The following is a 21,187-nucleotide window of genomic DNA, read 5'->3' on the forward strand; positions in this document are numbered from 1 at the left end:
CCAGAGAGTCGTTGGAGTTCACCTGTCACATGAGTAATTTGAGCCTTCCTCTGTTGTTGCGTGCCCCCACGCCAACGCAGTCGAGCCTGTCATTCAGTGAACCCACGCCCCGCGACCTCAAACGCTGGATCTCCCGACTGCCCAAGGCAAACCTCGGTGAAATGGCCCGTCAGTTGTATCAGGGGCTCAGCGAACTCAACCAGTTGATCACCCCAAGCGACAATCGCCTGCAGATGCTGGAATTGTTGCGCCCCGAAGTCTATTTCGTCTGCAAGCACCTTGAGCGGCACTTTCTCAATCAGGCCATCGTGCTCGACGAACGCCCGCGCAAGGTCGCCAACCTGTGTCAGGCGCTGCAAAACCACTTGGCAACCGGCTACAAGCAGGTCATCCAGCAGATCGCCCCGCGCTACAGCAAGGACCAGAGCGCGATGCTCGCCACGGCGTTGCAGCGGGCTCTGCATGGCCTGAATGGACCGTTGATTCGTGCCAATCAACTGTATTGCCCGGTGCAGGAAGGCCTCTGGCTCGAACTGCACCAGCTCTACCAGATTGCCCGTCAGTTCCAATTGCATCGCACCCAGGTAGACGAACCCCTGGCTCATCACACCCGCACGCTCAGCTCAGAGCAGACCTACGTGATCGCGCTGTTGATGGGGTGTTCGCGCTGCAATCAGATGCGCCAGTTGAACATCGGCAAGCTGGCCGACGCGCTTGAAGCGTGGAGCGCACTGGTGACGCTGCAGGTGCCCGCCGACGAGCACAGCCTGTTGGCTCTGGACCCTGCCAGCGACAAGCCACCACTGTACCGGACGCTGTTTACCGACGAACAAATGCCCAGGATGCTGGGGATTCAGCCGCTGGCGCTGGCGGATGCAATCAATCATTACCTCGCTCTGCCGGCCGATCAGCGCGGTCCTGCCAAGCTGCTCATTCCCACCGGCGTCAACACCGACCTGCTGCAACACCTGGCAGCGGCCTGGGGTGATGTGGCCGAGCGAACCTTCCAGCGCACGGTGGGCCAGGGCACGCTGAAACTGTGCATCGGCATGAGCGCAGTCCATTACTACGTTGCCGGGCAGAAGTCGTTCAGCGAACTGCTGCAACTGAATGCGACCAGCCATATTGCCGATTTCGCGCTCAAGGTGGTCAACGAGAACGACGACGATCCCTGGTCGTCGGCGTTCGATACCCAGCGCGGCAATACCTCATCGGTCCTGCTGCCCTACGAAGAAATCGAATACCAGAAGTCGGACGCCGATGGCGACTCCGCCTCCAACGCACAACGCACGTTTCCGACTTTTGATGTGAACATCGTCAACCACAGTCCGGGCGGTTACTGCCTGGCGTGGCAGAAGGACGTGCCGCAGCAGTTACAGGCCGGCGAGCTGGTGGGCATTCAGGATGACTCCGGGCAAGGCTGGAGCATCGCCATCGTGCGCTGGGTAAGGCAGGTGCGCAGCGGCGGCACGCAGATGGGCATCGAGTTGATCGCGCCCTTTGCCCAGCCATGCGGCATGCAACTGATCCGCGAATCGCAGAACAGCCAGTACCTGCGCACCCTTATGCTGCCGGAAGTACGGGCGATGGACAAACCGGCGACCGTGCTTGCACCTCGCCTGCCGTTTCAGGACGACAGCAAGGTCATGATCAACGTCAATGGCGAAGAGCGGCGCGCGACACTGAGCAATCGCCGCATCAGCAGCGCCAGCTACAACCAGTTCGAATATCAGGTCTACGACGCGCCCAAGGCAGCCGAGAGCGAAAAACCCAAACCGGGGCAGGAGTTCGATTCGCTGTGGGGCTCGCTGTAACGGCCGCGATCTCTTACGCGATCACGGCCGTACATTGCGATTTCAGCGGCTGGCTTCGCGGTCGCGAAAACCCAACAGATACAGAACGCCATCCAGACCCAGCGTCGAGATCGCCTGTTTGGCCGACTGCTTGACCAGAGGCTTGGCGCGGAAAGCCACGCCCAGCCCGGCAATCGCCAGCATCGGCAGGTCGTTGGCACCGTCGCCCACGGCAATCGTCTGCTCAAGACTCAAGCCTTCCTTGTGGGCCAGCTCACGCAGCAGGTCCGCCTTGCGTTTGGCATCGACGATCGGCTCGACGGCCACACCCGTGACCTTGCCATCTTCCACTGCCAGTTCGTTGGCAAACACATAATCGATGCCCAGCTTCGCCTGAAGCTGCTTGGCAAAGTAGGTGAAGCCGCCCGAGAGAATTGCAGTCTTGTAACCCAGACGCTTGAGTTCCGCGAACAGGGTTTCGGCACCTTCAGTGAGACGCAGTGAAGCACCAATCTCGTCCAGCACGCCGACGTCCAGCCCCTTGAGCAACGCGAGACGCTCCTTGAAGCTGGCACTGAAATCCAGTTCGCCGCGCATGGCGCGCTCGGTGATTTCGGACACCTGTTCGCCTACACCCGCTGCCTTGGCCAGTTCGTCGATCACTTCGGCTTCGATCAGGGTCGAGTCCATGTCGAAGACCGCCAGCCGACGATTGCGACGGAACAGCGAATCCTGCTGGAACGCGATATCGACGTTCAGGTCCTGCGCGACGGCGAGAAACTCCGCCTGCATGGCCTTCATATCACCGGGTTCGCCACGAACGGAGAACTCGATGCAGCCTTTGCCCTTGTCGGCTGGCGTATCGAGGGGCATGCGGCCGGACAGGCGATCGATCTGGTCGATGTTCAATCCGTATTTGGCCGTGATGGAACTCACGCATTGCAATTGCTCGGCCGTCACCTTGCGGGTCAGCAGCGTCACGATATGACGCGCCTTGCCCTGACCTTCGACCCAGTGCTGGTAATCCTCTTCGGACACCGCCGTGAAGCGCACCTGCTGGTCCAGCTTGTAGGCCGTGAACAGGATGTCCTTGAGCACGGAAGAACCTTGCTCGGTACCCGGAATTTCAACCAGCATGCCGAACGACAGTGTGTCGTGGATCACCGCCTGACCAATATCGAGAATGTTCACGCCACCCTGGGCGAGGACGCCGGTGATGGCCGCAGTGAGACCGGGACGGTCTACACCGGTGATGTTAATCAGGACGATTTCGCGCAAGGCGCACCCCCGCAGTGGAAAAAAACCGCATTCTAACCACTTTCAGTGACCACCGGGCACAGGCAGCGCTTTGCCGCTACAAGGTCGGTCGTTATACTGCCCGGCAACTTCACCGAAAGAGCCGTGCTCTGTGAACCGGCCCACGCCCGTTAAAACCGATAATTTCTTCCTGCTCATCTTTCGTGCCCTGCGTCACCGCCGTGTACCGATCGCTTTGCGCATTGCCAGCCATAACGTGATCCTGGTCGCGTTGGCGTTGGTGATCTACGCCGGTGTCATGGGCCTGCAGTTCAAGCAGGCCATGCATGAACAGGCCGACGCACTGGGGCAGGCCCTGACGACCCAGACCGCCACCTCGGCTACCGAGCTGTTGGTGTCCAACGACATCCTCAGTCTCAACGTGCTGCTGGGCAATCTGGTCAAAAACCCGCTGGTGGCGCATGCCGCGATCTACAGCGTGGATAACCGCATCCTTGCCGAAGCCGGCCAGCGCCCGAAAAACGGGCTTCTGGGTGAAGCCCAGGGCCTGTACGAGATCAAGATCACGTTTCAGGACGTGATGGCGGGCCACCTGCGCATCAGCCTCGACATGTCGCAATTCCAGCAGCCGATGACCATCAGCCTGCAAAGCATGGGCATCCTGGCGGGCATTCTGCTGGCGCTGGCGCTGGCTTTGAGTCTGCGTCTGGGTCGCCACATTTCTACGCCATTGATGCAGATGCGTATCTGGCTGCGCGATATCGATCCCTACACGCCGGCAACCGATCGCCAGGATGAAATCGGTGATCTGGCGCGTCAGTTGCGCACGTCCTTCGCCCCGCCCGTTCCAGAGCCTGAACCCGTGCCGGAACCCGAGTACGAAGAGGAAGACGAAGGCGACGATCCTTATCTGGAGCCGGACGAAAAACCGGGTCCCTCTTTCTCTGCGCGCGATACCGCACCTGTGGCCAAGCCTCGACTGCCTGCGCCACCGGTTCAACGCCGTATCGTTGCCGAGGAAGATGAGGATGACGACGGCGATGATCCGTTTGCCGAGCTGCGCGACACATCCGACAGCGCAGGCTCAGCGCCCGCTGCCCGCCCGGTTGCCGCTCCGGTGGTGTCGAGCGAACCTCAGCACAGCGCCGTTCTGGCGGTACAGCTGGGCGCGCAGGACCAATTGCGTCGCCTGCCTCGTGCCCGTCTGACTGAACTGCTGCAGCGCTACCGCGACTGCCTTGATCAAGCCGCCTCGCTGTACGAGAGCGAACTGCACACCCTGAACGATGGCAGCACGCTGATGCTGTTCCACAGCCAGGAAAGCGGCGACGACTACCTGACCAATGCCATCTGCTGCGGCGAACTGCTGCGTGCGCTGAGTCATGCCCTGCAGATCGAGGTGGCCGACAGCGGCATCACGTTACAACTGCAATTGGGCCTGACGCTGGGTGAAGGCCTGGGCGGCCTGAGTCAGATCGACCTGTTGCTGACTGAAACCGCGCAGGACGCACTGGCGCTGTCGCAACACAGCCGCAACCTGCTGCTGGTTGAGCGCAAGATCAACGACGATCCTCTGATCCGCCAGCGCGCCCGCATCCGCCCTATCGCAAGCCCGGAAGGTGCCTGCTGTGTAGAACGCCTGATGGAACCCTACCCGTCCATGCTGGAGCGTCAACTGGCGCGCATGCACGAGACGAACAAGGTCTGAAGGACTCCTGCTGATCGCGCTCACGCTCCGCGCTCAGCGTTATACACAAGTCTGCGTCAACACTGATCGCACAGACTGGGGATTCAGTTAGCCGAGCGCATGACGTGGATAACGCTCCCGAATGTGGCACACATCTGCGCCACACTCGAGAGCGGACGCGGAGCGTCCTGGGAGGCATTCCCACCAGAGCGTGGGAACGATCAGAGTGATCTCAAGCACGCCGATCATGCTCACGCCTGTGCTCAGCGTCATACCCAAGTCTTGCTGCAACCACGGACTACTGTGGGAGGCGGCTTGCCGGCGATGCGTTTTCCGAAGCGACATCTCAGTGACTGAACTGACGCCATCGCCGGCAAGCCGCCTCCCACGGGGTATGCATTCAGTCAGTCACTTTCGTTTTGGCCCCCGTTTTTGCGCGCTTCCGGACTTGTGTATAACGACGAGCGCAGCGCGTGGGAACGATCATTGACCCAACACACACCGATCGCTGATCGCGTTCAGGATAACGCTCAATAAAAAGCCCGCATCGCTGCGGGCTTTTTGTTGGCTGCACCTTTAGAAGCGGAACACTTCAAGGTCAGTGCGTATCGGTGAAGCCATTGGAATTCTAGGCTTTTCGGCCTCTTTGGCGCGGGCCACAGGGGCTTTCTTCGGTTCTTCGAGCGGCTGCCAGGAGATCGGCTTGATGGCGGTGCTGACCTGATCGGCCAGACGCTGGAGCAGCATGCCTTGCGCCTTGACCTGATCGGCCGAGCTGCCCGCATGGACCTGCTCAAGGTGCACTAGACGGCTGTCGCGCACGTGTCCCTTGCGGTCCAGCAAACGCCATTGCGCATCCAGCACCGCAGGCTGCTTTGCACCGGAATCAAGGCGGGTAATCGATAACACCACCTGAACATCAGGCGAGAAGTTGGCGACTGCCGGGGCCAGCACGACGCGCTGACTGTCCAGTTTCCAGGCCAGTTGACGCAGCAATAATTGATCGATATCCGACGACAGATTTCCCGCCCAGCGCCCATCGGGCGAAGCGGTCAGGGTGCCGTCAGGCTGTCGTTGCAGAAGGGTTTCGCGTTGCAGGTAGTCGGCCACCGAAACAGGGCCCAGCAAGACTGCCAGACCACTACTCTGTTTCGGCTGACCAGGCTCACCGCTGTCGAGTTGATAAAGCGCGGTCGGCTGGTGCACGCTGCAGCCAGCCAGACCCAGGACGCCGGTCATCAACAGGACAAGGGGAAGGCGTAGAAAATTCATCATCCCATCCAGGTGGCTGCCCCTCGGGAAGCCACAGTATAAGTACTTTCCAGACCCATGCAGGCACTGCGCCACGCTTGCGCCCCAAGACCCCATATCATCCGTGAATATTCGCCATGACTCCAGCGATTATGCATCGTACTTCATGGCAAAACGAAGAACACCCGCGTCAGATCAATGTTTTCAGCCATTTTCCACCAACAGGGCATCGACTCGCTGGAAGCCGCGCGGGAGTTTATTGCCGCGACGGCCGCGCTCGCCCTTGTAATGTTCCAGATCCTCGGGCTTGAGCGACAGCGTGCGTTTGCCTGCCTGAAGCACCAGCGTAGCGCCCTGTGCGATGACTGCAAGATCGGTGACGTATTCTTCACGACTCGCCACCCGCTCGCCGGGAATGCCGATGATCTTGTTGCCCTTGCCCTTGCCCAGTTGCGGCAGGTCGCTGATCTTGAACACCAGCAGGCGGCCTTCAGTCGTCACCGCTGCCAGCCAGTTCTGCTCGCGGTCAGTCACCGGCCGCGGCAGGATGACTTTCGCGCCATTCGGCAGGCTCAGCAACGCCTTGCCCGCCTTGTTCTTGGCCTGCAGATCCTCACCCTTCACGACGAACCCGTATCCGGCGTCGGAGGCGATCACGTACAGCGACTCATCGTCAGGCAGCAGCACGCATTCAAACGTCGCACCCGGCGGAGGCTGCAGCTTGCCGGTCAACGGCTCGCCCTGTCCGCGCGCAGATGGCAAGGTATGTGCGGCGACCGAGTAACTGCGCCCGGTCGAGTCGATGAACACCGCAAACTGATTGGAGCGCCCAATGGCTGACGTCTTGAAGCCATCGCCCGCCTTATAGGAAAGCCCGGTTGCATCGATGTCATGCCCCTTGGCGCAACGCACCCAGCCCTTCTCGGAAAGCACCACGGTGACTGGCTCGGTCGGCATCAATTCGTTTTCGGACAGCGCCTTGGCTTCAGCACGCGCCACGATAGGCGAGCGACGATCATCGCCATAGGTTTCCGCGTCAGCAATCAGCTCGGCACGCACCAGCTTGCGCAGCTTGGACTCACTACCCAGCAATGCCTGAAGCTTGGCCTGCTCCTTGCGCAACGCATCCTGCTCGCTGCGCAGCTTCATCTCTTCCAGGCGCGCCAATTGACGCAAACGGGTATCGAGAATGTAGTCGGCCTGAATTTCCGACAGATCGAAGCGTGCAATCAGCTCGGCCTTGGGATGTTCGGCCGTACGGATGATGTGAATGACTTCATCGAGGTTCAGGTAAGCCGTCAGCAAACCATCCAACAGGTGCAGACGATGCTCGACCTTGTCCAGACGGAACTGCAGACGACGGCGCACCGTTCCGATACGGAAGGTCAGCCACTCGCTGAGCAGCGTCTTGAGATTCTTGAGCTGCGGCTTGCCGTCCAGACCGATGATGTTGATGTTGACCCGGTAGCTGGATTCCAGCTCGGTGGTCGCGAACAGGTGCTGCATCAACTCGTCGAGCTCGACGCGATTGGAGCGTGGAATGATCACGATGCGACACGGGTTCTCGTGGTCCGACTCGTCACGCAGGTCGGCCACCATCGGTAGTTTCTTGGCCTGCATCTGGGCAGCGATCTGCTCCAGCACCTTGGCACCGGAGACCTGATGCGGCAGCGAGGTGACCACGATGTCGCCGTCCTCGATGCGGTACACCGCACGCATGCGTACCGAACCGCGACCGGTTTCATAGATCTTCAACAGGTCGGCGCGAGGCGTGATGATTTCCGCTTCGGTCGGGTAATCCGGCCCCAGGATGTGCTCGCACAGCTCCTGAATGGTCGCCTTTGGCTCGTCCAGCAAGTGAACACAGGCGCTGGCGACTTCGCGCAGGTTATGCGGCGGTACGTCGGTTGCCATGCCCACGGCGATACCCGTGGTGCCATTGAGCAGAATGTTCGGCAAACGTGCAGGCAGGACTGCCGGTTCGTCCAGCGTGCCGTCAAAGTTCGGAACCCAGTCCGCCGTGCCCTGCCCCAGTTCGCTGAGCAGCACCTCGGAATAACGCGACAGGCGCGCCTCGGTGTAACGCATGGCCGCGAAGGACTTGGGATCGTCCGGCGCACCCCAGTTGCCCTGACCGTCCACCAGCGTGTAGCGATAGCTGAACGGTTGAGCCATCAGCACCATGGCTTCGTAGCAGGCCGAATCGCCGTGCGGGTGAAATTTACCGAGCACGTCACCGACGGTACGCGCCGACTTCTTGTGCTTGGCATCTGCACCCAGGCCCAGCTCGCTCATGGCGTAGATGATACGGCGCTGTACAGGCTTCAGGCCGTCGCCGATATGCGGCAGGGCACGGTCCATGATCACGTACATGGAATAGTTGAGGTAGGCCTGTTCGGTGAAGTCAGCCAGCGAGCGGCGTTCTACGCCATCCAGGCTGAGGTCAAGGGAGTCGCTCATGCGGGCCTCATCATTGTGTTGACTGGCGCAGCAGCAAGTTGCCGCCGCGCTGTGTGAATTCGAGTTGTTTCATTGCGCTCATGCCCAGCAGCACCTGATCACCTTCCAGACCCGGCGCAACAAGGGCGCGCACGTTGGTCAGGACAATGTCGCCCAGTTGCAGCCGGTCGAGCGAGGTCCGAAAACCCTGACTGTTGCCGTTGGCCGTGCTGACCGTCACCGGCATGCCGCGTTTCAGGCCCAGGCTGTCGGCCATATCACCGGGGATGGCGACGTCCGTCGCCCCGGTGTCGATCATGAACTCTACCGTCCGGCCATTGATCTGGCCGGTACTGACGAAATGCCCCTGACGATTGCCCGCCAACTGCACTTCGATATAACCGTCACCATGCTGCGAGGCGACCACGGTATTGGGGTTCTGCTGCTTGTCTTCCCAGGCACCGAAAAAGCGTGTGGCCAGAAAGATACCGGCCGCCCAGGCCAGAATCATCAGGACCTTGCCCGCGCGCCTGCCGGGAACCGCCTGGTTCATTGACCTTCACTCCAGCCCGCCGCAGGTGCAGCGAAACGCCACACAATCGGGCGTTCTTCGCCATCGGCGCGGGCACCGGAATTGTTGTCGATGCCGATCCAGGCACCGGTCTCATCCACCACCAGCGCCTCGGTCAGACCATAAGGCTGATCATAGCGACGCGACGGTAGCATGGCTTCCTTGGAAAACGACCAGCAACGCTCGATCTGCCCGGTTTCCAGCTCCCGGCGACAGATGCGATACACCGAACGCTCCAGGGTGAACAGCTTGCCGTTGTACAGCGAGATATCGGAAAAATCCGTCGAGACCTTCTTGCGATTCTGTTCCGGCGGCAGCGTATCTTTCCCCGCTTCGGCCAGCAGCACGCAGCTTTGTCCACAGGTCCACTGATCCTTGTCACGCTGCACCACCAGCAGCCCGCGCTTCTCGCGTTCGGCCGCCAGCCAGATCCGGTCGCCCGCAGCGTTTACCGCAATGCCCTCGAAGATCGCATTGAAGTGCTGCAACATCCCGTTGGCGCGCGCCTGTTCAACCAGCGCCGCAGGCAATGGCAGCCAGACCGGAGCACCTTCCACCGGCACTTTCAGCACCGTGCCGTAGGCCTCACTGACCAGATAACGATTGCCCGCCGCATCGCAGCTGATGCCTTCGAAATCCATGCTGCCACCGCGCACTATCGACGACAGATTCGCCAGCGAGCGCAGACTCAGCGGCAGATAGCTCTCAGGTTTCGGCATATCGATGACATGCGGTTCGGCCTTCCAGGTGCGATCTGACACATCAAGGCTGTAAAGCAGGTTGTCGTCACGGTCGGAAACCGTCCACAACCGGCCATTGCACGAGGCAAGGCCCGAAAGATTGCCGCCGACCATACCGTCTACCGGATGCTCGGATTGCAGTTTCAGGGCCTCAAGCGGCGCCGCAAAAACCGGCGCGACCACAAGGGACAGGGCAGCGAGCCAGGCTCGTATCAAATCATGACCTCGGCGAGGTTGCCTTTCGATTCGAGCCAGCTTTTGCGATCACCGGCGCGCTTCTTAGCCAGCAGCATGTCCATCATTTCCGAGGTCGCCGCGTAATCATCCAGCGTGAGTTGCACCAGACGCCGGGTGTTCGGGTCCATGGTGGTTTCACGCAGCTGTGGCGGGTTCATTTCGCCCAGCCCCTTGAATCGGGTGACCTGCGGCTTGCCGCGCTTCTTCTCGGCCACCAGACGATCAAGAATCCCGTCGCGCTCGCTTTCGTCCAGCGCGTAGTAGATTTCCTTGCCCAGGTCGATGCGATACAGCGGCGGCATGGCCACGTACACATGGCCTGCGTCGACCAGCGGACGGAAGTGCTGAACGAACAGCGCACACAGCAGCGTTGCGATGTGCAGACCGTCCGAGTCGGCGTCGGCCAGGATGCAGATCTTGCCGTAGCGCAACTGGCTGATATCCGCCGCGCCCGGATCGACACCGATGGCGACCGCGATGTTGTGCACTTCCTGACTGGCAAGCACTTCGCCGCCGTCCACTTCCCAGGTGTTCAGAATCTTGCCGCGCAAGGGCAGGATTGCCTGGAATTCCTTGTCGCGCGCCTGCTTGGCCGAACCGCCCGCAGAGTCACCCTCGACCAGAAACAGCTCGGAGCGCGCCGGATCCTGCCCGGCACAATCGGCCAGCTTGCCCGGCAATGCCGGACCTTGGGTGATGCGCTTGCGCTCTACCTTCTTGCTGGCCTTCAGGCGGCGACCGGCGTTGTTGATCGCCAGATCGGCCAGTTGCAGGCCCAGCTCGGAGTGGGTATTGAGCCACAGGCTGAATGCGTCCTTTACCACGCCAGAGACGAACGCCGCCGCTTCACGTGAGGACAGACGCTCTTTGGTCTGGCCGGAGAACTGCGGTTCCTGCATCTTCATCGACAGCACGAACGCGATGCGCTCCCAGACGTCTTCCGGCGCCAGCTTCACGCCACGCGGCAGCAGGTTGCGGAATTCGCAGAACTCGCGCATCGCATCCAGCAGCCCTTGGCGCAGACCGTTGACGTGGGTGCCGCCCTGCGCGGTCGGGATCAGGTTGACGTAGCTTTCCTGAACGCTGTCGCCGCCTTCCGGCAACCAGAGCAAAGCCCAGTCGACCGCCTCCTTGTTGCCCGCAAAGCTGCCGCAGAACGGCTCATCCGGCAGACGCAGAAACTCGGTGACCGAGTCCTGCAGATAGGAGCGCAGGCCGTCTTCGTAATGCCACTCGACTTTTTCGCCGGTGGATTTGTCTTCGAAGCTGACCAGCAGGCCCGGGCACAGCACAGCCTTGGCCTTGAGCACATGCTTGAGGCGGCTGACGGAAAACTTCGGGGTGTCGAAATACTTGGGATCGGGCGCGAAATACACGCTGGTGCCGGTGTTGCGCTTGCCAACCGTACCGATGACCGCCAGCTCCGTGGCCTTGAAGCCATCGGCGAAGGTCATTTCGTATTCGTTGCCATCACGCTTGACCCGCACCCGGACCTGAGTGGAAAGCGCGTTGACCACCGAAATCCCCACGCCGTGCAGGCCGCCGGAAAACTGGTAGTTCTTGTTGGAAAACTTGCCGCCCGCGTGGAGCTTGGTCAGGATCAGCTCGACGCCCGACACGCCCTCTTCCGGGTGAATGTCCACCGGCATGCCGCGACCATCGTCGGACACTTCAAGAGAGTTGTCGGCATGCAGAATGACCTGCACCGACTTCGCGTGACCGGCCAGGGCTTCGTCGACACTGTTGTCGATGACTTCCTGCGCCAGGTGGTTGGGCCGCGAGGTGTCGGTGTACATGCCCGGACGTTTGCGAACCGGATCGAGGCCCGAGAGGACTTCGATGGCGTCTGCGTTATAAGAGCTAGCGCTGGGATTGGCCATGGGTTCTCGTTATCAATCGTTCATTAAATTTCGGGAGTTGAATGTTCTTTATATGCCTTTGACCGGCAGTCATTTACAGCGCTGACAGATCAATCCCTTGCAACAGGCTCGGGGCAAACCCGGCAAAACTCAGCAGCGCCGGCATTTGCTCGGCAAAACCCTGATAGCTGTGGTCGCCACCGGGCTGGATGCGCAATGCGCAGGCACGGTAGAAAGCCTGGGCGCGGCGGTAATCCAGCGTCTCATCGCCCGTCTGCAGCCAGACCTGAATCTGCTGCGGATCCTGGGGAGCAGGCACTTCCAGCTCCGCCAGCGCGTCGATATGGTCTTGCGTCAGTTGCCACTGCTCACCGGTGTACAGATTCTGCTGCGTGCCAAGAAACCCGTCGAACAGTTGATGCGGATTGACGGCCGGGTTGATCAGCACGGCCTTGAGACCGTGGCGCTGCGCCAAATGAGTCGCATAGTAGCCGCCGAGCGAGCTGCCGACCAGCAAAGGCCGACCCAGCGCAGCAATGGCCGACTCAAGCTGAACCATGGCCTGACGTGGATGATGATGCAGTTCAGGGACTTGAAGCTGTTCGGCAAGACCCAGCGTCTTCATCAACGCGAGCAGCTGGCAGGCCTTTTTCGACAAAGCCGAGCTGTTCAGGCCATGGATGTACAGCAATGAGGGGGTTTCACTGGTCACGCTGCCGCTCCTGGGTGCAAAGCAAAGCCGCGCAGTTTACAGGGACTAACGCGACAAAACCTTACTGGAAATAGTTACGTAAGACGATTCAGTAGCCGGTGCCGCCGTAATCGGCCTCGAACACCATGCCGACCACGCGGGAAACCCCCGTTTCAAGCTGTCCGTCGTCGTGCAAACGCAGCCATCGATAGCCTGGCGCAAGGGTGTCCAGCTTGAAGTCCTCACTGCCCGGCGCGAACTGAATGCAGGTCGAAGGTGAAGCCAGCAACCGCACACCCTGGCGCATCTGGTCGAACTCCTGATGCACATGCCCCCAGAGCACGGCGCGGACCTGCGGAAACCGATCAACAACCGCAAAAAACGCCTCGGCGTTGCGCAAACCAATCGGTGCCATCCATTCACAGCCGATCGCCACCGGATGGTGATGCAGGCAGACCAGATGATGCCGGTCCGGCGCTTCGCTCAGAGACTGCGCCAGCAGCTGCAACTGTGATTCAGCCAGAAAACCAGGCACCGAGCCCGGCACCGCAGAATCCAGCAACGTGACACGCCACTGGCCGATATCCAGCACCGGCTCCAACAACCCGGCCCCCTGCGCCACCTGTTCCATCTGCGGCAACTCATCGTGATTGCCGGCAAACCAGCGCGCAGGCGCTGCGATCTGTCCGCTGAGCCGACGAAACGCCTCATACGACTCCACGCTGCCATCCTGGGAAATATCCCCACTGGCAATCACCACATCAATATCCGACTGCTCGGCCAGCACCCGCTCGACCACCTTTTCCAGGCTGTCACGGGTATTCATGCCCAGCAACGTGCCGTCCGCCTCGGCAAACAGGTGGCTGTCGGATAGCTGGACCAGCAAAACTGACGATGAAGGGGCTGCGCTCGGCAAGGCCGTCTCCTGGAAGGGATTCAGCGCGATTATGTGACGGCGAGCGATACGGGTAAACCCGGAATGTGGGTGTGGGTCACATTTGCTGGATGTCAGGGGATACGTTGGCTCCTGGCTCGAGCTTTGCGAACTGTCTGTGCAATCAACGCACCCAGCGCTATACCTGCCAAAACAATCTGCACAAAAGCATAGCTATTTCCAGTTGAACATTCACCGGATACCCATAAAGCCTATATGGCTCTCACGGTCCGGCATATGCAACTTTGCCGGTGCGGCTCCTCACCATACGATCCAAGCTCCGCACAGCCATACAACGATCATATGCGGCTGACAGCGCTTGAGGAGGACTCTGTCTCGACCCTCTGCCTCGAAAACTGCCGCCGTTACTTGGAGCTTTGCAGACCCTTCGGGCGATGAGTAGTTTTACCCAACATCCATCGCCAAAGATATCTGAGAAAGTAATAAAGTGAGCTGCACAAGCGTTCGGCCATCCTCATCCGTAAACTCAACTTCGTACGCAGCTCCCGGCCCTACGCATTCGTGAACAACAGTTCCAATATCACCTGCAAACAATCCTTCTTCAGGAACATCAACATCGAGCCTCACGACATCATTTATTGTCAACTTCATAAATATTTCTACCTTACAAATAATGTTGTCAACCGTGGGACCGATGAGCCCGGATCGTAGATCCAACCTGTGCGAACAATACCTTCTCGCTTTGGACCTTTGACCAGAATATCCACTCTGAAGCGAGCCCCTCTGTCATTCACCACTCCAGGTGTTGAGCCTGTAGTACGAACTCCATGATGAAGCTGCCTTATCAATTCATCCGCATTCTCTATTGTAAAACCAAGAGCAGACTCAAAAACTCGTGCTTTTGGTCCTCCGGAAACATGGTCCTTGTTTAGTGCGTAACCCGTTATCTTTCTAGGGTCAATCAAGGCATTGGCAGCCCCCATCAGAATGCCTGCGGTAGGCGGCTTGGAAACTCTTGCAGGTGTAATACCCTTCGCCTGCGGAATCACAACCGTCTGCGATCCGCTCCCTTTGCCTTCAGCAATCCCTGCCTCGTAAACCCTGGCTTTCTTGAGATTAGCGCCCAACTTGCCCAGTGTCTCGCCTAACCGTGTGAGCAGTGGCGTCAATCGTGTGGACGCGACTGAAGCGCGGGCTGCGAGGCCGGTGCCGCCGGTCAGAAATACCAGCAAGGCTGCCAGTACGATCTCGAAAACCATACCCCCGGTGAACTGGAGAATGGATTCGTGGTTCTGGAGGCTGACGTATTCTGCAGCAAAGTCTCGGAGTGCACGCTTGCTGGCTGCATCTTCGAAGATGTAGTTCGCAGCCTCATAGGCCTGCGCCATTTTTTCCCGGCTAATAGTCGCGGGATCAAAACCAAGCGCAGCGGCCAGGTCGCGGTATTGAGCCGCCGTGTATTGCTCCTGAAATGAATCCAGCCAGCCTTTTCCGGGTTCCGGCTCCGACTTCCAGGCCGCCACTGCCGCCTGTGCAAGCTCATCAAAGGGGTTGGCCAGATCAGCGAATTCAAGGCCTGACTCAACCAGCCCCCAGGCGCCGTACAAAAATCCCCGTCCCAGTGCGATCTGGGCATAAAAGCCATTGGCAACCGCGCTGCGCTGCGCCTGGATCGCTGTTAGACGGTCGGCTTCGACTCGCTCGGCAGCCAGGATTTCGTGCAGGATCTCTTGCAGTTCTGCTCGAATGCCACCCAACTGCGCTTTCGGATCGAACTGCGGATTGAGCCGAATCCGATGTGCACGCCCTTCAATGACCTGACTGAGAAAACTCTTGGAATCAAGCGTGCCCCGGATGACCTGACCGTCTTCCTGAGTAAGCCCCCAAGGACAGCCAACCAGACACTCACCGTTACTCCAGAGAAATCGAACCCCCACCAGACAGCTGGATTTGATTTCTTCCTTATAAAGCGTACGTGGCGGCTGATTTTCCCAGGTGTATTCGGGTGGCCGTGACTCCGGCGAGGATTTGGCAGGGCCGGCGGGCCGGCAAACACCCGGCGTCGGCGAATAGTTGCCTCTGGTGTCGTAAACACCCATGGCGGTGAACTCCTTGTATCAATGATCACGCGTCCATGCGCTGGGGCGGTGCAGTTCAGTCGGTCGTGAAACCCTGGCTGAACGTAAGCAGATGAAAAACAGCCGGCGAGTTTAAGCGCTGGCGCGAGGTCGTCCAGCGTCAAAAAGTATCGGGAAATTTCGGGAGCGAAGGCTGAAACGTATTCAGCAAAATGCCGCCCATGAATAGCGGCATCTGTCAGCAGAGCGTGTCAAAACGTATCGAAAGATGAATCAGCGGACCGCTTCGAACTCATGCCCACAGGCCAGACAGTGGCTCAGCCATTCGCCCAGAAACAGATTGAGCTGGGCCTTTTCGTCCGGCTGGTGCATGTCGGCGTTGGGATACGGATAGATCCCCCGGAAGCGACGGGCGTGTTCGGCGCCGATGACTTCGGCCATGCGTGCGTCGTGGTAGACCTGTACTTCCAGGCTGGGTATCGGCAGCCATGGCAGGCTGTGTTCCTGGCGCACCTGCAGGGTGGTGGTGTACGGACAGTCGAGCAGAACCTCGACTGCCAGCACGCCCAGCATCTGGTCACCCTGGGTCACCGCAACGCGCCGTGAGCGCTGTTCGTTGCGCATGTCCGGCAACAAACGCATCAAGCGCGCGTAGTTGGCCTCGCAGGCAGCCTGCAGCCCGGCAAGGTCAACACGGTAGCGCTCGCGCAGTAGATTCACGACCATAACCCCCTTATTTCAGCGCGGTTCAACGCCAGCCATTGCAAGGCGATGATCGTTGCCGCGTTCATGATTCTTCCATCAGCCACGGCCTGCATCGCATCGTCGAACGACCAGACTGTCACGCGGATGTCTTCGCCTTCGGATTCAAGCCCGTGCAGGCCGCCCGCCCCCTGACTGTCGCACTGCCCCATGAACAGGTGAACGAACTCGTCACTGCCGCCCGGTGAAGGAAAGTATTTGGTGATCGGCCATAGCGCGCCGAACACAAGCCCAGCTTCCTCTTCTGCCTCACGATGAGCAACTTCTTCCGGTTGCTCGTCCTTGTCGATCAGGCCGGCCACCAGTTCGATCAGCCAGGGGTTGCCAGTCTTCTCGACGGCACCTACGCGAAACTGCTCGATCAACACCACTTCGTCACGTTTGGCGTCATAAGGCAGCACGCAGACAGCATCGTGGCGAACGAACAGTTCGCGGCTGATTTCCTTGCTGGTGCCGCCATTGAACAGCTCGTGGTGCAGGTACAGTTTGTCCAGTCTGTAAAAGCCTTTGAAGCAGTTTTCCCGCCGGGTAATCTCGAAAGCCGTCGGTACTGATCGGGTGGTCTGAGTCATGGGTTTCTCGCTTGCGGCTATCTTGAACTTCCAACCATCCTAACGCGCATCGACCACTGGATGCAGCCCCCTTAAATAAGCAGGGTAGACGGCCGCTACGTAAAACAATTCTAATCCGCCCAGCGGCGAACCGAACCGGGCCTTTGCAGTCCAACCTGCCTGCATACGCACAACACGACCGCCTTTACTGACTCTGCCAAGGATCAACATGTCGTTACTGAGGATCACTTCACTGGCCTGCCTGGCTCTTTTGCTGGGCGCCTGCCAAAGCCTCTTCACGCCCAACATGCGCGCACCGCTGCAGGTTCAGCGTGATGCTTCCGAGCTGATCAAGCCGGGTTGCACCACTGCCGACTGCCCGCTGGTGAACATCGATACCGTGCATTTTCCTGACGAGCCAAAGCTGGACGCCATCGTCCAGAAGACGCTGCTGCAACTGACTGTCGCTGACAGCAGCACGCCGCCGCCCGCGTCGATCAAGGCTTATCAGGAGCAGTTCCTGAACCGCGCCCAAGGCCGCAACAGCAGCTACCTGCAAGCCAAGGTACGCGAGCAGCATGACGGTATCGTGGTCGTCGAGCTGTCCAGTTACCTGGATAACGGCGGCGCTCATGGCAACCCTGGCCGGGCGTTCATCAACTATTCGCGCCAGCAGCAGAAGGTGCTGACGCTGGCCGACATGGTGATTCCAGGCAAGGAGCAGGAGTTCTGGCAGAAAGCCGAACTGGCTCATCAGGGCTGGCTGGTGTCGAGCAAGATGAACGAAGACGCTGCATTCGTGCAGACCTGGCCGTTCAAGCGCACGCCGCACATTGCCCTGACTTACGGCGCTGTGATCCTCAAGTATCCGGTGGAAACCATCGCGCCCTACTCCATGGGCCACATCGAGCTGAAGATTCCTTACCCTCAGCTCAATGGCATCATCAAGTCGGAACTGTTTCCCGGCCGCGGCTGATCGCACGACCGATCAACAGTTGCAGCACGCCAGCGACGATGAGCGCTGGCAGTGTTGCGCCGACATCCGGATACAGGTTGGCCAGCAGGTGGTAGGTGCTGATACCGCCCAGCCAGGACAGCAGACTCATCCAGCGCAAGCCACTCGCCGCGACCTGACTGCCGCGACGACGCAGGATGAAATGATCCACCAGCACCACGCCGAACAGCGGCGCGAACACCGAACCGATCAATAACAGAAAATTCTGGTACTGCGCCAACGGTGCGAGACACGCGATCAGCGTGCAGACGATGCCGATGAACAGCGCCAGATGCTCGACCTTGATCCGGGTCAGCAACGCCGTGGAAACTGCCGCCGAGTGAATATCGGCAAAAGCGTTTTCCGACTCGTCCAGCAGAATCAACAGCAACGGAATCCCCAGACCCGCGCCGGCCAGCGCCAGCAGCAGCGCATTCGTTTCGCCACTCGGCGCGAACGCCAGGGTATAGGCGACGCCCAGCCCCATCAGCCAGAAGTTGCCGATAAAGAAGCCCACAGCGGTGCCACCGAATACGTTGCGTGCGCGCTGGCCGAATCGGGAGTAGTCGGCGATCAGTGGCAGCCAGGAAAGCGGCATGGCGATGGCGATGTCGAAACCCACGGCAAACGGCATCGACCCGTCACCCGCGCGCGCCCAGAGTGCGGCAAGGTCAGCCTTGGTCAACAGGTTCCAGGTCAGCCACAGGCAGGCGGCAAGTAACAGCCAGATACCCCAGCGGCGCAGGATCTGACGCACAAAGGTCAACGGCCCGCCGACCGCCAGCAGGGTCGCCAACGCACCGAAGAACAACGTCCATAGCAACGGATTGGCCCACAGGCTGTCTTCGGCAAAGGCACGTGCGCCGAGGAGGCTGGCGGCATCGCGCATGACGATGATCTCGAACGAGCCCCAGCCGATCAGTTGAAGCAGGTTCAGCACGGCAGGCAACGACGCGCCCTTGCTGCCGAGGCTGAGTTTGAGCGCGGCCATGGACGACAGGCCTGTGTCCGTGCCGATCACCGCCACGCTGGCCAGCAGCAGGACGCCGACCAGCGTGCCGAGAAGTATCGCCAGTAACGCGCCGGACATGCCCAGCCCCGGCGCCAGCAAGGCACCGGTCTGCAGCACCATCAGGCCGATGCCCAACGAGAACCACAGGGAAAACAGATCGCGCCCGCCGAATACCCGCTGACTGGCAGCGATGGGTGTGTCGGGGGAATAGGTGCCGGGTGTATTCACGGTTCTGGCTCGTAAGGAAATGAGTGATGTATCGTCTTGTGGATCGAACGCGGAGCGTCCTGGGAGGCATTCCCACGCAGAGCGTAGGAACGATCATCATCGTATTCCTCCAGGAGGACTTGTGTATAACGCCGAGCGCAGGAGCGTGGGAACGATCGCCTCAACACTGATCCTGCCCATTCTCCGCGTGGGCATGCAGCCCGTGACGCTCCGTGTCACATCACGGAGCGCACACTGACAGCAGGCGTGTCAGACCTTTTTATAGAGCTGACTGCCTTCCTGTTTGAAACGCTCGGCCTGCTCCGCCAGACCCTGGGCGACGTCCACATCAACGGCCTCGATTCGCTGATTGGCGGCGTACTCGCGCACTTCCTGGGTGATTTTCATCGAACAGAATTTCGGGCCGCACATGGAGCAGAAGTGCGCGACCTTGGCCGAATCCTTGGGCAGGGTTTCGTCGTGATACGAGCGCGCGGTGTCTGGGTCCAGGCCCAGGTTGAACTGGTCTTCCCAGCGGAATTCGAAGCGGGCCTTGCTCAAGGCGTTGTCGCGAATCTGCGCGCCCGGATGCCCTTTGGCGAGATCCGCTGCGTGAGCGGCGATCTTGTAGGTGATGATCCCGGTCTTCACGTCATCCTTGTTCGGCAGGCCCAAATGCTCTTTCGGCGTGACGTAGCAGAGCATGGCGCAACCGAACCAGCCGATCATCGCAGCGCCGATACCCGAGGTGATGTGGTCGTAACCCGGCGCGATATCCGTGGTCAGCGGGCCAAGGGTATAGAACGGTGCTTCGTCACAGCACTCCAGCTGCTTGTCCATGTTCTCCTTGATCAACTGCATCGGCACATGGCCCGGGCCTTCGATCATGGTCTGCACGTCGTGCTTCCAGGCGATCTTGGTCAACTCACCCAGAGTCTCCAGCTCGCCGAACTGGGCCGCGTCGTTGGCGTCGGCAATCGAGCCCGGACGCAGGCCATCGCCCAGCGAGAAGCTGACGTCGTAGGCCTTCATGATTTCGCAGATGTCTTCGAAATGGGTGTAGAGGAAGTTCTCCTTGTGATGCGCCAGGCACCACTTGGCCATGATCGAACCGCCACGGCTGACAATGCCGGTCACGCGCTTGGCCGTCAGCGGCACGTAGCGCAGCAGCACACCGGCGTGGATGGTGAAGTAATCGACGCCCTGCTCGGCCTGTTCGATCAGCGTGTCGCGGAACAACTCCCAGGTCAGGTCTTCGGCCGCACCGCCGACCTTTTCCAGCGCCTGATAGATCGGCACCGTGCCGATAGGGACCGGCGAGTTGCGGATGATCCACTCGCGGGTTTCATGAATATGCTTGCCGGTGGACAGGTCCATGACCGTGTCCGAGCCCCAGCGAATGCCCCACGTCAGCTTGGCGACTTCTTCTTCGATGGAAGAACCCAGCGCACTGTTGCCGATGTTGCCGTTGATCTTCACCAGGAAGTTGCGACCGATGATCATCGGTTCCAACTCGACATGGTTGATGTTGGCCGGAATGATTGCGCGACCGCGGGCGATCTCTTCGCGCACGAACTCGGCAGTGATTTCTTTAGGGATGCTCGCGCCGAAGCTGTGCCCGGCGTGCTGCTGAGTCAGCAGGCCAGCCGCTCGGGCTTCCTGAAGCTTCATGTTTTCGCGGATGGCGACGTATTCCATCTCGGCGGTGATGATGCCCTGACGCGCATAGTGCATCTGGCTGACGTTGGCACCCGCCCTGGCCCGGCGCGGGTTGCGCACGTGGGCAAAGCGCAGCGCGGTCAGCTCGGCGTCGCTCAGGCGCTGCTGACCGAAGTTCGAGCTCAGGCCCGGTAGACGCTCGGTGTCGTTACGTGAGTCGATCCACGGGGAGCGCACATCGGCCAGGCCTTTGCGCACGTCGATGATCACGTTGGGGTCGGTATAGGGACCGGAAGTGTCGTAGACCGTGACCGGGGCGTTGATCTCGCCGCCGAAGTCGGTCGGTGTGATATCCAGAGTGACCTCGCGCATGGGCACGCGAATGTCCGGGCGCGACCCCTGGACGTAGATCTTCTGCGAACGGGTAAACGGCTGTACCGATCCGGAATCGACCTGCGCCGACTCGCTCAAGTGGGGTGCGTTTTTTGGTTTTATGCTCATCAC

At 60.1% G+C, this 21,187-nt stretch carries 17 protein-coding genes; 3 read left to right on the forward strand and 14 right to left on the reverse strand.

Going from position 1 to position 21,187, the window contains the following annotated elements; all coding sequences use genetic code 11:
- Positions 1-29: 29 nt before the first annotated feature.
- Entirely contained in the window at positions 30-1,814 is a 1,785-nt protein-coding gene (locus CFBP1590_RS23925) for a cyclic-di-GMP receptor FimW-related protein (RefSeq protein WP_029243011.1), read from the forward strand.
- A gap of 42 nt (positions 1,815-1,856) precedes the next feature.
- Here the strand turns inward: CFBP1590_RS23925 and serB are convergent, their stop codons facing one another.
- A complete protein-coding gene (gene serB / locus CFBP1590_RS23930; protein ID WP_029243012.1) occupies positions 1,857-3,071 on the reverse strand; it encodes a phosphoserine phosphatase SerB in 1,215 nt (404 codons plus the stop codon).
- 130 nt (positions 3,072-3,201) lie between these two features.
- Between serB and CFBP1590_RS23935 the strand changes: the two genes are divergently transcribed.
- Positions 3,202-4,758 carry a HAMP domain-containing protein gene (locus CFBP1590_RS23935; protein WP_029243013.1) on the forward strand — a complete coding sequence of 519 codons (1,557 nt, stop codon included), beginning with the start codon at positions 3,202-3,204 and terminating at the stop codon, positions 4,756-4,758.
- A 555-nt stretch (positions 4,759-5,313) separates the two neighbouring features.
- On the opposite strand, the gene CFBP1590_RS23940 is transcribed toward CFBP1590_RS23935, so the two are convergent.
- The 11 genes from CFBP1590_RS23940 to CFBP1590_RS23990 all read right to left on the reverse strand — a co-directional run bounded on the left by CFBP1590_RS23940 (position 5,314) and on the right by CFBP1590_RS23990 (position 16,832).
- Positions 5,314-6,009 (reverse strand): PqiC family protein, encoded by a 696-nt coding sequence (locus tag CFBP1590_RS23940; RefSeq protein WP_029243014.1) that lies wholly within the window; start codon positions 6,007-6,009, stop codon positions 5,314-5,316.
- Positions 6,010-6,192: 183 nt separating this feature from the next.
- A complete protein-coding gene (parC, locus tag CFBP1590_RS23945) occupies positions 6,193-8,448 on the reverse strand; it encodes a DNA topoisomerase IV subunit A (RefSeq protein ID WP_004883528.1) in 2,256 nt (751 codons plus the stop codon).
- Between the two features lie 10 nt (positions 8,449-8,458).
- Positions 8,459-8,980: a retropepsin-like aspartic protease family protein gene (locus tag CFBP1590_RS23950; protein ID WP_058431396.1), complete on the reverse strand. Its 522-nt coding sequence runs from the start codon at positions 8,978-8,980 to the stop codon at positions 8,459-8,461.
- Positions 8,977-9,954, reverse strand: coding sequence for an esterase-like activity of phytase family protein (locus tag CFBP1590_RS23955; RefSeq protein WP_058431395.1), 978 nt, complete (start codon positions 9,952-9,954; stop codon positions 8,977-8,979). Before CFBP1590_RS23955 ends, CFBP1590_RS23950 begins: the two co-directional genes overlap by 4 nt.
- Positions 9,951-11,855, reverse strand: a complete 1,905-nt coding sequence (gene parE, locus CFBP1590_RS23960; RefSeq protein WP_004883522.1) for a DNA topoisomerase IV subunit B — start codon at positions 11,853-11,855, stop codon at positions 9,951-9,953. Before parE ends, CFBP1590_RS23955 begins: the two co-directional genes overlap by 4 nt.
- A gap of 73 nt (positions 11,856-11,928) precedes the next feature.
- A complete protein-coding gene (locus CFBP1590_RS23965; protein ID WP_029243017.1) occupies positions 11,929-12,546 on the reverse strand; it encodes a YqiA/YcfP family alpha/beta fold hydrolase in 618 nt (205 codons plus the stop codon).
- 88 nt (positions 12,547-12,634) lie between these two features.
- Positions 12,635-13,441, reverse strand: coding sequence for a 3',5'-cyclic-AMP phosphodiesterase (gene cpdA / locus CFBP1590_RS23970; RefSeq protein WP_032664005.1), 807 nt, complete (start codon positions 13,439-13,441; stop codon positions 12,635-12,637).
- 423 nt (positions 13,442-13,864) lie between these two features.
- Complete coding sequence (locus CFBP1590_RS23975; RefSeq protein ID WP_029243019.1) at positions 13,865-14,071, reverse strand: DUF4926 domain-containing protein; 207 nt, start codon at positions 14,069-14,071, stop codon at positions 13,865-13,867.
- An 8-nt stretch (positions 14,072-14,079) separates the two neighbouring features.
- Positions 14,080-15,519, reverse strand: coding sequence for a DUF6883 domain-containing protein (locus CFBP1590_RS27940; RefSeq protein ID WP_167383105.1), 1,440 nt, complete (start codon positions 15,517-15,519; stop codon positions 14,080-14,082).
- 252 nt (positions 15,520-15,771) lie between these two features.
- On the reverse strand, positions 15,772-16,224 hold the full coding sequence (locus tag CFBP1590_RS23985; protein ID WP_004883494.1) for a DUF1249 domain-containing protein: 453 nt from the start codon (positions 16,222-16,224) through the stop codon (positions 15,772-15,774).
- Positions 16,215-16,832 (reverse strand): NUDIX domain-containing protein, encoded by a 618-nt coding sequence (locus CFBP1590_RS23990; protein ID WP_088236053.1) that lies wholly within the window; start codon positions 16,830-16,832, stop codon positions 16,215-16,217. The genes CFBP1590_RS23985 and CFBP1590_RS23990 overlap by 10 nt, the downstream gene beginning before the upstream one ends.
- Positions 16,833-17,040: 208 nt before the next feature.
- Between CFBP1590_RS23990 and CFBP1590_RS24000 the strand changes: the two genes are divergently transcribed.
- Complete coding sequence (locus tag CFBP1590_RS24000; RefSeq protein WP_004883490.1) at positions 17,041-17,787, forward strand: RsiV family protein; 747 nt, start codon at positions 17,041-17,043, stop codon at positions 17,785-17,787.
- On the opposite strand, the gene cytX is transcribed toward CFBP1590_RS24000, so the two are convergent.
- Positions 17,756-19,045, reverse strand: a complete 1,290-nt coding sequence (gene cytX / locus CFBP1590_RS24005; protein ID WP_058431393.1) for a putative hydroxymethylpyrimidine transporter CytX — start codon at positions 19,043-19,045, stop codon at positions 17,756-17,758. The genes CFBP1590_RS24000 and cytX overlap by 32 nt on opposite strands.
- Positions 19,046-19,294: 249 nt before the next feature.
- The gene (gene thiC / locus CFBP1590_RS24010; protein WP_043304976.1) at positions 19,295-21,184 is read right to left on the reverse strand and encodes a phosphomethylpyrimidine synthase ThiC; all 1,890 of its coding nucleotides are present in this window, start codon (positions 21,182-21,184) and stop codon (positions 19,295-19,297) included.
- Between the last annotated feature and the right edge of the window lie 3 nt (positions 21,185-21,187).

The organism is Pseudomonas viridiflava (genome assembly GCF_900184295.1).
Lineage (GTDB): Bacteria > Pseudomonadota > Gammaproteobacteria > Pseudomonadales > Pseudomonadaceae > Aquipseudomonas > Aquipseudomonas viridiflava.

Excerpts from the sequence above, each read along its gene's own strand:
- CFBP1590_RS24000 (WP_004883490.1), top strand. The coding sequence starts at position 17,041 with ATGTCGTTACTGAGGATCACTTCACTGGCCTGCCTGGCTCTTTTGCTG.
- parC (WP_004883528.1), bottom strand. The coding sequence starts at position 8,448 with ATGAGCGACTCCCTTGACCTCAGCCTGGATGGCGTAGAACGCCGCTCG.
- CFBP1590_RS23950 (WP_058431396.1), bottom strand. The coding sequence starts at position 8,980 with ATGAACCAGGCGGTTCCCGGCAGGCGCGCGGGCAAGGTCCTGATGATT.
- CFBP1590_RS23925 (WP_029243011.1), top strand. The coding sequence starts at position 30 with ATGAGTAATTTGAGCCTTCCTCTGTTGTTGCGTGCCCCCACGCCAACG.
- parE (WP_004883522.1), bottom strand. The coding sequence starts at position 11,855 with ATGGCCAATCCCAGCGCTAGCTCTTATAACGCAGACGCCATCGAAGTC.
- CFBP1590_RS27940 (WP_167383105.1), bottom strand. The coding sequence starts at position 15,519 with ATGGGTGTTTACGACACCAGAGGCAACTATTCGCCGACGCCGGGTGTT.
- CFBP1590_RS23975 (WP_029243019.1), bottom strand. The coding sequence starts at position 14,071 with ATGAAGTTGACAATAAATGATGTCGTGAGGCTCGATGTTGATGTTCCT.
- CFBP1590_RS23940 (WP_029243014.1), bottom strand. The coding sequence starts at position 6,009 with ATGAATTTTCTACGCCTTCCCCTTGTCCTGTTGATGACCGGCGTCCTG.
- CFBP1590_RS23990 (WP_088236053.1), bottom strand. The coding sequence starts at position 16,832 with ATGACTCAGACCACCCGATCAGTACCGACGGCTTTCGAGATTACCCGG.
- CFBP1590_RS23985 (WP_004883494.1), bottom strand. The coding sequence starts at position 16,224 with ATGGTCGTGAATCTACTGCGCGAGCGCTACCGTGTTGACCTTGCCGGG.
- thiC (WP_043304976.1), bottom strand. The coding sequence starts at position 21,184 with ATGAGCATAAAACCAAAAAACGCACCCCACTTGAGCGAGTCGGCGCAG.